Source organism: Rothia sp. P100, from assembly GCF_023712425.1.
GTDB lineage: Bacteria > Actinomycetota > Actinomycetes > Actinomycetales > Micrococcaceae > Rothia > Rothia endophytica.
Genome location: NZ_JAMAYG010000003.1, coordinates 232,558 through 244,992, shown reverse-complemented (window position 1 = coordinate 244,992; position 12,435 = coordinate 232,558). Strand labels below are relative to the sequence as shown.

General features: G+C 57.3%; 10 protein-coding genes and 1 riboswitch. Of the genes, 5 read left to right on the top strand and 5 right to left on the bottom strand.

Annotated elements, in window-relative coordinates; translation table 11 throughout:
* Positions 1 to 20 precede the first annotated feature (20 nt).
* From metE to M3668_RS08325, 3 genes are all read right to left on the bottom strand, one after another.
* Positions 21 to 2,351, bottom strand: a complete 2,331-nt coding sequence (gene metE, locus M3668_RS08335; protein WP_251380382.1) for a 5-methyltetrahydropteroyltriglutamate--homocysteine S-methyltransferase — start codon at positions 2,349 to 2,351, stop codon at positions 21 to 23.
* A gap of 38 nt (positions 2,352 to 2,389) precedes the next feature.
* Positions 2,390 to 3,301, bottom strand: coding sequence for a methylenetetrahydrofolate reductase (locus M3668_RS08330; RefSeq protein ID WP_251380381.1), 912 nt, complete (start codon positions 3,299 to 3,301; stop codon positions 2,390 to 2,392).
* 104 nt (positions 3,302 to 3,405) lie between these two features.
* Positions 3,406 to 3,496, bottom strand: a riboswitch (SAM riboswitch).
* 8 nt (positions 3,497 to 3,504) lie between these two features.
* Positions 3,505 to 3,894 carry a hypothetical protein gene (locus M3668_RS08325; RefSeq protein WP_251380559.1) on the bottom strand — a complete coding sequence of 130 codons (390 nt, stop codon included), beginning with the start codon at positions 3,892 to 3,894 and terminating at the stop codon, positions 3,505 to 3,507.
* On the opposite strand from M3668_RS08325, the gene M3668_RS08320 reads away from it, so the two are divergent.
* Both M3668_RS08320 and M3668_RS08315 read left to right on the top strand, forming a co-directional pair.
* Positions 3,805 to 4,590, top strand: a complete 786-nt coding sequence (locus M3668_RS08320; protein WP_251380380.1) for a S1 family peptidase — start codon at positions 3,805 to 3,807, stop codon at positions 4,588 to 4,590. The genes M3668_RS08325 and M3668_RS08320 overlap by 90 nt on opposite strands.
* Before the next feature lie 120 nt (positions 4,591 to 4,710).
* Positions 4,711 to 5,697, top strand: coding sequence for an aldo/keto reductase (locus M3668_RS08315; protein WP_251380379.1), 987 nt, complete (start codon positions 4,711 to 4,713; stop codon positions 5,695 to 5,697).
* 159 nt (positions 5,698 to 5,856) lie between these two features.
* Here the strand turns inward: M3668_RS08315 and M3668_RS08310 are convergent, their stop codons facing one another.
* Both M3668_RS08310 and M3668_RS08305 read right to left on the bottom strand, forming a co-directional pair.
* Positions 5,857 to 6,930: an Ltp family lipoprotein gene (locus M3668_RS08310; protein WP_251380378.1), complete on the bottom strand. Its 1,074-nt coding sequence runs from the start codon at positions 6,928 to 6,930 to the stop codon at positions 5,857 to 5,859.
* A gap of 261 nt (positions 6,931 to 7,191) precedes the next feature.
* On the bottom strand, positions 7,192 to 8,199 hold the full coding sequence (locus tag M3668_RS08305) for a sugar phosphate isomerase/epimerase family protein (protein ID WP_251380377.1): 1,008 nt from the start codon (positions 8,197 to 8,199) through the stop codon (positions 7,192 to 7,194).
* Positions 8,200 to 8,476: 277 nt separating this feature from the next.
* Here M3668_RS08305 and iolC point away from each other — a divergent pair, with 277 nt between their 5' ends.
* From iolC to iolD, 3 genes are read left to right on the top strand one after another with little or no spacing between them, the layout of a single operon-like run.
* Positions 8,477 to 9,442, top strand: coding sequence for a 5-dehydro-2-deoxygluconokinase (gene iolC / locus M3668_RS08300; RefSeq protein ID WP_251380376.1), 966 nt, complete (start codon positions 8,477 to 8,479; stop codon positions 9,440 to 9,442).
* 27 nt (positions 9,443 to 9,469) lie between these two features.
* Entirely contained in the window at positions 9,470 to 10,378 is a 909-nt protein-coding gene (locus M3668_RS08295) for a Cgl0159 family (beta/alpha)8-fold protein (protein ID WP_251380375.1), read from the top strand.
* A gap of 56 nt (positions 10,379 to 10,434) precedes the next feature.
* On the top strand, positions 10,435 to 12,348 hold the full coding sequence (gene iolD / locus M3668_RS08290) for a 3D-(3,5/4)-trihydroxycyclohexane-1,2-dione acylhydrolase (decyclizing) (RefSeq protein ID WP_251380551.1): 1,914 nt from the start codon (positions 10,435 to 10,437) through the stop codon (positions 12,346 to 12,348).
* Positions 12,349 to 12,435: the final 87 nt, after the last annotated feature.

Below are 12,435 nucleotides of genomic sequence, written 5' to 3'. Positions count from 1 at the left end.
CGGCGTCCTTTTGCTTACGCCTAGACCGCTACGGTGAGGCTGGCTCGTACAGCCTCGGTAGCGGCAACCAGAGACTCGATGGAAGCCTTGGTCTCCTTGTAGGCGCGGGTCTTCAGGCCGCAGTCGGGGTTAACCCAGAGCTGACGGGTGTGGATATGTTCCAGGGCAGTAGCCAGCAGCTTCTCGATCTCATCGACCTGGGGCACACGCGGGGAGTGGATATCCCACACGCCGGGACCAATGCCGCGGTCGAAGCTTTCAGGCACATCGGCCAGCAGCTCCAGACGGGAGCGGGCTGCCTCAATCGAGGTGACATCGGCGTTCAGGGCATCGATTGCCCCAAAAATCTCGTTGAACTCCGAGTAGCACAGGTGGGTGTGGATCTGGGTGGAGTCGGCAACCTGCGAGGTCGCCAGTCGGAAGGCACCCACCGACCAGTCGAGGTAGGCTGCCTGGTCTTCGGCACGCAGGGGGAGCAGCTCGCGCAGGGCGGGCTCATCAACCTGAATAATGCGGGTTCCTGCGGCCTCAAGGTCGGCAATCTCATCGGACAGGGCCAACGCAACCTGCGTAGCGGTCGCCGCCAGAGGCTGGTCATCACGCACAAACGACCACGCCAGAATCGTCACCGGGCCGGTGAGCATACCCTTGACCGGCTTATCGGTCTGCCGCTGCGCGAAGCTAATCCACGGCACCGTAAAGGCCTCACCGCGAGTACCCGCACCGCTACGCTTCACATCACCCCACAGAATCGAGGGGCGGGTACAGCGCGACCCGTAGGACTGCACCCAGCCGTGCTCGGTCGGCGCAAATCCGTCAAAGTTCTCCGCAAAATACTGCACCATGTCGTTACGCTCAGCTTCACCGTGTACCAGCACATCCAGCCCCAGGCGCTCCTGGAAGTCAATCGCACAGCGAATCTCCTCTCGCAGGTGGGCATCGAGCTCTTCCCTGGTCAGCGCACCCTTGCGGTAGTCCGCACGCAGGGAGCGAATATGACCGGTCTGCGGGAAAGACCCGATGGTGGTGGTCGGCAGCAGGGGCAGATTCAGGTCCTCCTGGGCCTGCTGACGCACCTGAGCGGACGGACGCTCGTAGTTCTCGGGGGTAATGGAGAGGGTGCGCTCGCGGATGCAGGGGTCGTTGACTCCGCTGGACTGGGCGCGCGCTACTAGCGCTACCTTGGCCTGCTCAACCTCGGTGGCGATAGCCTCGGGCCCTTCGGCGAGCCCTCGAGCGAGCACGGTAACTTCGCTGACCTTCTGGTGGGCAAAGGCCAGCCAGCTGGTGAGTTTCTGGTCGAGCCCGGTTTCCAGGTCAAGGTCGTAGGGCACGTGCTGCAGGGAGGTCGAGGTCGAGACGGACGCCGCCCCCACCGCCTGCAGGGTGTGGAGGGAGGCTGCCAGGTCGTTGCGCCAGATATTGCGGCCGTTCACTACACCTGCCACCAGCAGGGGAGCCGAATCGCCGCCGAAGAGGCGGGCGAGAGCGTCCTGATCGTAACCGGTAGATACCAGGTCAAGGTGCAGGGCCTCTACGCCCGAGGTAACCAGGGGTTCCAATAGACCGGTCAGGTTGCCGTAGGGGCTGGTGACCAGCAGGGAGGGGCGGTCAGAGAGCTGGGTGAACTCCCCGTAGGTCTTCTCAATGAGCTGCACCAGCTCGGCTTCACTCACAGCCTGGTCAGCACCCAGGGCGGGCTCGTTGAACTGAACCCAGCGCACACCGCGGCTGGCCAGGTGGGCGAGCAGTTCTCGGTAGAGGGGCAACAGGTCTGCTAGACGGTCGAGGGGCGCGAAGTCGGCGGGGGAGCCGTCCTCAGCTTTCGCCAGGAGCAGGTAGGTGAGGGGGCCGGTGATGCTGGGGCGGGCGGATGTCCCCGCCGCCTCAGCGGCTGCCAGCAGGTCGTCGAGAGCTTCAGTATTGAGGGTAAAGCCGGTGGCCCGGCCGATTTCTGGCACCAGGTAGTGGTAGTTGGTGTCGAACCACTTGGTCAGCTCCAGCGGGGGCAGGTGCTCGGTGCCGCGAGCCAGGGCGAAGTAGCCGTCCAGGTCAATCAGGCCGCGGCCGTCGCGTACCGATTCGAAGCGGGCGGGCAGGGCGGTGAAGAGGCGGGTGGTATCGAGCACCTGGTCGTAGAAGGAGAAGTCCGCGGGAATAGCGTAGTCGTCGGTCAGGCCGCGTTCGGTAAGGGTGCGGTAGGCGTCCTGCTGAATCTTCTGGGCGGTCTGCTTCAGTTCCTTCTGGCCGGACTTACCCGCCCAGTAGGCTTCAACAGCGCGCTTGAGTTCGCGGCGGGCGCCGATACGGGGGTAGCCGGTGATGGTTGCGGTGGGGAAAACGGTGGTCATGGTGGTGTCTTTCTATAAGGTCTTTAGGTCGATATTTTTTAGGCGTAGGTCAGTTCGGCCAGGGGGTTTTCAAAGCGGGTGCTGTAGCGGGGCAGGTCAACCTGCTCGAGAACGTCCAGCACCGCTGCGTGTTCATTGAAGGTGTAGAAGTGGATGCCGGGGGCACCGGCGTCGAGGGATTCTTGGAGCAGGCGGACGCTGAACTCCACCCCGATACGGTGCCGTTGGGCGGCCCCGCTCGCGGTTTCCAGGTCGTAGGCCAGCTGCTGGGGCACGGGCAGACCCGCTAGCGAGCAGAGGGTTGTGAGCCTGCGCAGGCTGGTGACCGGCATGATGCCCGGAATCAAGGGCAGGGTTACCCCTGCGGTTCGGGCCCGCTGCACCAGGGATTCGTAGCGGGTCGCCTCAAAGAAAACCTGGGTGATAGCGAAGTCAGCCCCCGCCCGCTCCTTGGAGAGCAGAATTTCAATATCCTGCAGTTCCGAGCTGGACTCCGGGTGTCGGGAGGGGTAGGCAGCTACCCCCACTGCCACGCGTCCTGCCGCTAGGTGGGCAAAGTCCTGGGTCTCTACCCGGCGGATGAGGTCAACCAGGGACCGGGCAAAGGGGATATCGGGGGCCTGCGTGCTGCCTGGCGGCAGGTCGCCGCGCAGGGCTAAAAATCCGCGGACGCCGATCGCCAGAATACGGCGAACAGCAGCTTCCAGCTCCTCGGCGGTGTGCCCCACACAGGTGAGGTGAGCCAGGGGAGTGAGCCGGGTTTCATGAACCAGATGGTCTAGCAGGGCCAGGGTTTTCTGCTTACGAGCCCGGTCACCGGAATAGGTCACCGACACATAGTCAGGGTTGGTGGGTGCCAGCTGGTCGATAGTCGTCAGCAGACTCTCGCAACTGGCAGAACTTCGCGGTGGGAAGAGTTCGTAGGAGAGCGCCGGTGTATAGGTACTCATGGTTTCCTTACAGGTCGTTGGGTAGACCCGAAAGAATGCGGTGGCCGCTCCCATTGGTGGCGGGAGGGCGCCACACAGTGCGGGGGGTGGACCGCTGGTGATGCACTCTATCGGTCCTAGCAGGAGCACCTTTCCCGTCAGGGGTGGTTGCTGCGACGTCATCGAGCTAGGTCTCTCGGTCGCTCTGGATAGATTTGATGGTTCTACACTAAAAGCGCAGACAGGGCGCTGGCAAGAAACCGCCGCTCTGTGTAGCTTTTTGACTTTGTGTCGGGTGTGTTGAGACACATGACAGTAATATTTCGGGCTTTACTGCGATGATATGTAAAGGTCGCACCGGTTTCTTTGAGTGAGAGTGGAGCTTTTTTCAGGGGATGAAATCCGCGATTTTTCGAAAATTTGCCAATCACCCCCTGGTTGTTCTTAGATACATCAGAGTGGTTACCCAGAAAATTACTTTTCTTGAAAGGTTTTATAATCATGGTTTCGATTAAAAAGTAATCATGGTTTCGATTAAAAAGTTCTGCACCGTGCTCGCCGCGACGTGTGCAATTTCTTTCAGCTCCGTAGCAGTGGCTACCGCTGGAACGCATACAGATACCAATTCTTGTGCGACTCCGAATATTATTGGTGGTTCAGTAGCCACGAGTCCTTGGGCTGCCCAGCTCCGGTTCAATGTGACCGGCAGCAATGGAATCAACAGTTGTACCGGTGAACAACTCAACGCACAATGGGTTCTGACAGCAAAACACTGCATCGATGGTGCCTCCAACATGCAGGTCTATCACTCCAATGACCAGCTCAACCCCGTTACAGTCGTCAGGGCCAGTAGAGTCTATGCGGCTCCCAGTGGAGATATTGCCTTGGTTCAACTAGACCGATCAGTTTTTCTTCCAAGCTACGCTAGGTTGGATTTTAGCTACAGTCCACGCACTGGTGATACTGGAACTATCGTGGGTTACGGGCTGGGGGCCTATGACCAACCTACGACTAGCCTACGTATGGCAACAGTGCAGGTAGAGGGTCCTTCAATTGATGCCTATGGTGGTCCCGCAGGTCAATTGCGGGGTGTCTCTGGTGCAGTAAACCGAGGGGACTCGGGTGGACCTTTGGTGATTAATGGCCGAATTGTAGCTGTATGCTCCACCGGTGATCGTTCCCCAGGCGGTAATATCAACGCTCAATCTAACTATTCTTTGCTGAGTCAGGCTGCAAGCTGGATTCAACCTACCGCAGGAGTCAACGCTCTGGGAGTTGCTGATACTGGGGAGTTTGCCACCATAAACTAGGCCCTACTTCATACTCTCTAATCTGATGTTCTTAACTTTCTACGAGGTGGTACTCATGGACTTTTTCCCTGAGTACCACCGGGTTTTGTAAGATTGAAGACTTATACCTAGGGTAGAGGTATGAGCATTGAGTATCGTCAACTGGGAAACAGCGGGCTAACCGTTTCGAGCGTGGGCCTGGGCTGTAACAACCTGGGTAGAAGCAAAACCGCCACCGAAACTCAGACCGGCACCAACGATGTGCTGGCAGCCGCCGTGGAGCAGGGCATCACTCTCTTTGATGTTGCCGATATTTACGGGGCTCGACCTGGGGTATCTGAAACCATGTTCGGTCAGGCGCTCAAAGACACCGGCATTGACCGGCACGAAATCGTGATTGTTTCTAAATTTGGCATGGATATGGATGGCGCCAACGGTACTGACCACGGGGTGAGAGGTTCCCGGCGTTACATCATGCGCGCTATCGAAGCGTCCTTGGGTCGCTTGGGCACTGACTATATTGACCTCTACTTCCACCACACCCCCGACCCCGTCACCCCCGTGGAAGAAACCCTGGGAGCACTTGCCACTCTGATTGAGCAGGGCAAAGTGCGCTATATTGGCAGCTCCAATCACTCCGGTTGGCAGATAGCCCAAGCGGAATATATCGGCAAGAAATTAGGCACTCGCTACATCGCCGCAGAGAACCATTACAATCTGCTGGACCGCCGCGCTGAACTAGAAGTACTGCCCGCTGCCCGCGAGTTTGGCCTGGGCGTCCTACCCTACTTCCCCCTGGCTAACGGTCTGCTGACCGGTAAATATAACCCCGGTAAAGACGCTGTTGAAGGGCGCCTGACCCGCATCAAGCCCGAATTGCTGGACTCGACAGACTGGGATCAGATGCGTGCTTTCTCGGAGTTTGCCGCCGAGCGCGGACTGACCGAGGTGCAGGTTGCTTTCTCTTGGCTGGCCCAGCAACGCCCGGTGTCATCGGTCATTGCTGGTGCTACCACCATCGACCAGGTGCGCACCAACGCTGCCGCCATAGCTACTCGCTTCAGCGAGGGCGATTTGGCTCAGCTGGACGCCATCTTCCCTGCGCCGCCTAAAATCGCACCCTTCTAAGCTCTGCTCGCTTGCCGGTGCAACCCAAAGCTTCACCGGCACGTTCTTAGGTCATGTCGGTGAAGCTTTGGGTTACGCCGACGAAGCGGACACCAAAAAGCCGCCCAATTCTTACCTAGATTAGTTTCAAGGAAAGAGGGGGCGGCTTTTAGTCTGAGATTAGAGGTTGTCCATAGCGTACTGGGCCTGTTCAGCAGTGAATTGTTCCCCGTATTCGCTGGTGAGCTGTTCGTAGAGGCGGTCGTCGCTCATGCTACTGAATTCCATGTACGACTGAGCTGATTCAAGTGCCTCAGCATTCCAGTCGGCCTCAACGTTATCGACGGCGTATTGGGCCTCTTCAGGAGTGAACTGTTCCCCGTATTCGCTGGTGAGCTGTTCGTAGAGACCTGCATAAGAAAATGCTGAGAATTCAAGGTAGCTTTCAGCACTTTCAAGCGCTTCAGCATTCCAATCAACTTCAAGATTGTCCATAGCGTACTGGGCAGCCTCTGCTGGGTACTTTCCACCGTACTCACTGGTCAGCTGGTCGTAGAGCCCCGCGTAAGAGAAAGACGAGAATTCAAGGTAGCTGCGGGCCTCTTTGAGGGCGTTGGTGTGCTGGCGGGGCACATCTGCTGCTGCGTTATTATCAGCTGCAGCAGACGTTGGTTCTACAGCGGAGCTGGTTTCTACTGTACCTGTTGAGGCTTGTGCCGCCGGTGGTGAGGTTTCTGCAGCCGCGCTGGGGCTTGTTGCTGATGCGCTGGGGGTTACTGCAGCAGATACGGAGGCCTGAGCGTCCTGTATCATCTGTTCAAACTCGGGGTCATTTGCAAAGGTATTTGCCGCGAAAACAACAATTGCAATGATTGAGGCAATGGTGCCCACCACTGAAAGTGCGATAGCGATAATTGAGGTGATTTTTTCCTTCAACTTTTGGAAAAGGCCCACGATACCTGTTACGAAACCGGCAAAGAGTAGAAGCCATCCAAAGAGGGCTGTTACGGGGAAGAGGCCCAGCACAAAACCAAGGGCAGAAAGTGCCAGGGCAACGATGCCAACAATATTCTTGGGCTTTTTACCGCCGGGTTGCTGGGGGTCACTTGCCGGTGTGCCGTAGGTAGGAGCGCCGTAGGGCTGCTGGTAAGCCCCGCCGTTCTGCGAGATGCCACTTTGGGAACCGTAAGAACCGTAGCTTTGAGTGTTGGGGGGATTATTTTCAGGGGTGGGAGTGTTACCGTTCTCAGTCATACAGGATATATTACAGCTCACATTCAATAAGTCTGAACGTTACCTGGGAATCACGGCGCGCATCTATGTGGCGGTTCACCGGTAGGCTCCCACATAAGAAAAGGAGCGTTAGAATATCTCAGGTCTACCAAAGAGAATCGGTTGGCTTAGGGCAGCTCTGGGTGTTACGGTGCAGTGCTGTTGAGGCTCTGCGCTGGTTAGAAACCCCCTTCCCTGCTCTGGGGCAAAGGGAGGGGGGTCGAATTGCATAATTCGACGGTACTAGGTGACCTTGATGCCAGCGATGTCGGCGGCCTCTAACAAAGTACGTGTAGCGTATTTCAGACCTTCGATGGGGCCCATAGAGGTGTCCTCATGTTCGATGTTGACCCACATGTTCTCATCTACCTCGTAAAGAGCCTTCATGAACTCTGCCCAGTAGGCTGCATCGTGTCCAACGCCCACTGCCACGAAGTCCCAGGCGGAATCCTGGGGCCACTCGTTGACCCATTCGTCGCCCCCAAGATTGACGCGGTTCTCTTCGGGGGAGAGGCGGCGGAAGCGCTCGTCCAGAACACCGTAAATCGCGGCGTTCTCGCGGTTGATGCGCACGTCCTTAGCTGCTGAGTGGAAGGTGAGATCGCCCAGCCAGCGCACTGCCGCGACGGGGTCCATCTGCTGCCAGAAGAGGTGGGAGGCATCTAGCTCAACGCCGATGTGTTTAGCGCCGATGCGCCCTACCAGACGCTTAGCGGTGGGTGGGTTGAAGACCAGGTTCTGTGGGTGGAGTTCGAGAGCTACCTTGACGCCGTTCTCCGCGGCGAGTTCTTCAATCTCGCTCCAGAACTTTACCGCGACGTCCCACTGGTAGTCCATGGAATCCAGGGTGCCAGAGTTCCATGCATTGACGTGCCAGGCGGGGTGCTTGGTTCCTGGCTCACTGCCGGGCAGGCCGCTCATGGTGACCACGCGGGTCTGGCCCAGAAGGGGTGCTAGGCGGATGGACTTGCGGAGGTCTTCTGCGTGCTTTTCTCCGATTTCGGGGTTGGGGTGCAGGGGGTTGCCGTTGCAGTTGAGGCCTGCAATTTCCACACCGGATGCTTCGAACTTGGCAAGGTAGTCCTTTGCGAGTTCGGAGTTTTCGAGTATTTCGTCTACGGGTACGTGTGCCGGGGGTAGGAAGCCTCCGGTGTTGAGTTCGTAACCTGAGAGGCCGAGGTCAGCGACGATACCCAGTGCTTCTTCTAGGGGGCGGTCGTGCAAGATTGCGCTGTAGACACCAAGTTTCATAGGTTTCTCCTTTGAAAAGCGGCGTTCGAATCAAGTAATTGGAACGGTTCAAAATGAACGCCGGGCGCACCCTGAGGTGCATGATAGTCGGTTGTTAGGTGCCCGGAGGTCTTATCTGAGCCTTCTTATTATTTGACTCACCAACATTCTGTAAAGATAAAGGAATTTTGTCAATATGTTAGTACAAAGATTGACAGGACAAAGTAACATAGTGCACGCTAGTAGTAGACCTCCTCGGCAAGAAGCCGAACCACGCAAAGCTAGTAAAGGACACCGAATGTACGAGCTGCTGACCATGGGCCGCATCAGTGTAGATGTTTATCCCGATGATATCGGCGTCGGTCTTGAAGACGTCACCACCTTTCGCAAGTACCTGGGTGGCTCCCCCTCAAACGTGGCTGTAGCTGCTGCAAAATATGGGCACAAGACCTCGGTGATTACTAGTGTGGGTAACGATCCCTTTGGCGTTTTTTTGCGCCGTGAACTGAACCGCTACGGCTCGGATGACGCCAACGTGCTGGTGGATGAAAGCCTACAAACCTGCGTTACCTTCTGTGCCATCAAGCCCCCAGAAGACTTCCCCCTCTACTTCTACGGACGTTTCCCCACTGCACCTGATCTGCAGATTACCAAGGAACAGGTCGATACCGAAGCCGTAAAGAACGCTCGAATCTTCTGGACCACCCTCACCGGTCTGTGCCAGGAACCTGCTCGTGAAGCTCAGCTCCACGCCCATGCATCACGCCCCCGCGAAGAACTTGCAGAAGGTCAGCACACCATTCTGGATTTGGACTACCGCCCCATGTTCTGGGAAAATCCGCAGGATGCTACTGCAGCGGCTAAGGAATCACTCAAGTACGCAACTATTGCTATTGGTAACCGTGAAGAGTGCGCCACTGCAGTAGGCGATGGTACCCCCGATGATCAGGCAGATCGTCTGCTGGAAGCTGGCGTCAAGATTGCCGTGGTAAAAATGGGCGCTAACGGCGTTATGGCAAAGACCGCCACTGAGCGTATTGTTTCTGCTCCCGTACCCGTTGAAACTGCTAACGGTCTGGGTGCAGGTGACTCCTTCGGTGGCGCCTTCACTCACGGCATCATCTCCGGTTGGCCCCTGCAGCAAGTTCTCGACTTCGCTAACGCAGCTGGCGCTATCGTTGCCTCCCAGATTGCCTGCTCAGAAGCTATGCCTGTTGAAACGGAAGTTAAGGCACTGCTCGAAGAACGCGGCCGCGGTTTCTAATCGCCCCAGGAACAAGAGGAACACGTTATGACCATTAACCTCAACGAAGAACGCGACCCCAGGCGGTATGAGCACCTGAACCGCACCCGGCTAGAAGACCCTCAGGCGGTTTTCCGCGCAGCGTCCAGCCGCAAGCGCCACCCCGGTGCCGTCTATGGCAATCAGAATTTTATTGTTGCAGCTGACCACCCTGCCCGCGGAGCCAACAAGGTGGGCGACAACGCGCTGGCAATGGCTGATCGCCGGGATTTGCTGGATCGCCTACAGGTTGCTCTAGCAAATCCGGCAGTGGATGGCGTACTTGCTTCCCCCGACATTCTGGATGACTTGCTGCTACTCGGCGCCTTGGAGGGCAAGCTGGTATTTGGTTCCATGAACCGAGGTGGTCTCTCCGGGCTCATTAACGAGATAGATGACCGCTTCACCGGTCATACTGCTCAGGCACTGGAGAAGCTGGGAGCTGATGGCGGCAAGATGCTCACCCGCATCCACTACGGCGACCCCGCAACCGTGGCAACTTTAGAGGCAACTGCAAAGGCAGTTGATTCTTTGGCGGAGCGCGGCATGTACGCCATGGTTGAGCCCTTTATCTCGGAGACCGTGAACGGTGCTATCAAAAACGACCTGAGCGCGGACGCCGTCATCAAGTCTGTAGGTATCGCCAGCGCTCTGGGTGCTAGCAGTGCTTATACCTGGATGAAGCTACCGGTTGTAGATGAGATGGAGCGCGTGATGGCGTCCACTACCCTACCTACGGTGCTTTTGGGTGGTGACCCCAGCGGCTCACCAGACGAGGTCTTTGACACCTGGGAAGCGGCGCTTAAGCTGCCCGGCGTGCAGGGGCTAACCGTGGGTAGAACCCTGCTCTACCCCGAAGACGGCGACGTCGCCGCTGCTGTGGCAACCGCGGCTTCCCTGCTGAACACTTCAGCGTAAAACCAACCTACTTTTTAGATCTGAAACCGAGAAAGAAGATCATGGCAACTCAAAAAATGTCAGTGGCTCAGGCGGTCGTAAAGTTTCTGGGCAACCAGTACACCGTCGACGAAGTCGGCGGGGAGACCTACCGCGAGCGCACTATCCCCGGCATGTTTGGCATCTTTGGCCACGGCAATGTTGCTGGTGTGGGCCAGGCTTTGCGTCAGTTCCAGGAGCTCGAACCCGAAGTTATGCCCTACTACCAGGGCCGCAATGAGCAGGCCCAGGTTCACCAGGCTGTGGGCTATGCCCGCCATACCCGCCGCCGTGCGACCTACGCAGTAACCACCTCTATTGGCCCCGGTTCTTCTAATATGGTGACCGGTGCGGCGCTGGCAACCACGAATCGCCTACCAGCCCTGCTTTTGCCCTCGGATCAGTTTGCTACCCGTGCGGCTGACCCCGTGTTGCAGCAGCTGGAGCGCCCGGATGCCGGCGACATCACTGTCAACGACATCTTCCGCCCGGTTTCCCGTTACTTTGACCGCGTTTGGCGCCCCGAAATGGTCTTTGCGTCACTGATGAACGGTATGCGCGTGTTGACTGATCCCGTTGAAACCGGTGCGGTCACTATTGCTTTGCCTCAGGATGTCCAGGCTGAACTGATTGACGTTCCCGAAGAATTCTTAGCACCCCGCGAGTGGCGCATTCGCCGCCCCGAGGCTGAGGACGTAGAGATCCGCGCAGCTATTGAAGCTATCCGATCTGCAAAGAAACCTGTCATTATTGCAGGTGGCGGTGTTCACTATGCATTTGCAACCGATGAGCTCAAGAAGTTCGCTGAAGCTACTGGCATTCCCGTTGCCTACACCCAGGCAGGTGTTGGCGTCATGGATTGGAATCACCCACTGTGCCTTGGCGCTGTTGGTTCTACCGGTTCTACCGCCTCGAATGCACTGGTTCACGATGCCGACCTCATCATCGGTATCGGTACCCGCTACGAGGACTTTACCACTGCTTCCCGCACTGCCTTCCAGAACCCAGATGTACGCTTTGTGAACATCAACGTGGCTTCCTTTGATGCCTATAAGCAGGGCACTTCCCTGACCGTTGTTGCTGATGCCCGTAAGGCACTGGTCAAGCTCAACGATGCTATGAGCGGCTACAGGGTGAGCGACGAGCAGGCAACCCAGGTTGTTGAAGAGAAAGAGCGCTGGGATGCCATTGCAGATGCTGCCTTTGCCGAGCGCTACCGTCCATTGATGAGCCAGAACGAGATTATTGGTGCAGTCAACGAGGCTATGGACGACCGAGACGTAGTCATTTGTGCTGCTGGCTCATTGCCCGGCGACCTGCACAAGCTCTGGAGGGTCAAGGATCCCTTTGGCTACCACGTTGAATACGCATACTCCTGCATGGGCTACGAAATCCCCGGCGGTCTGGGTGTTAAGCGAGCATCGCTTGCAACCGACGACGGCCGCGATGTAGTGGTCATGGTGGGCGATGGCTCCTACCTGATGATGCATACCGAGCTGGTTACCGCTGTTGCCGAAGGAATTAAGCTGATTACCGTTCTGATTCAGAACCACGGCTATGCTTCCATCGGTGCTCTATCTGAGTCCTTGGGCTCCCAGCGCTTTGGCACCAAGTACCGCATGCACGACGCTAAAAAGCACAGCTTTGACCACGGTGAGAAGCTGCCCATCGACCTCGCAACCAACGCTGAATCCCTGGGTGTTCGAGTTATCCGTGTAGCTCCGGGTGAGAACGTACGCGAAGACCTCATGGCAGCTGTTGCTGAAGCTAAGGCATCGCCCGAAGGATCAGGCCCCATCGTCATCTACGTCGAGTCCGACCCCATGCTGGATGCACCTTCATCAGAATCATGGTGGGATGTTCCGGTGACCGGCGCTTCAGAGATCGAGTCAACCCAGAGAGCCTATGAAACCTACGCTGACTGGAAGACCAAGCAACGTAACTACTTCTAACCTACCGATCCCGCGCTCCCCGGCGGCCTTATTGCCGGTGGAGTCCGGGTATCGGAAAACCACAAGTTTTACTCCCCAAGAAAATCA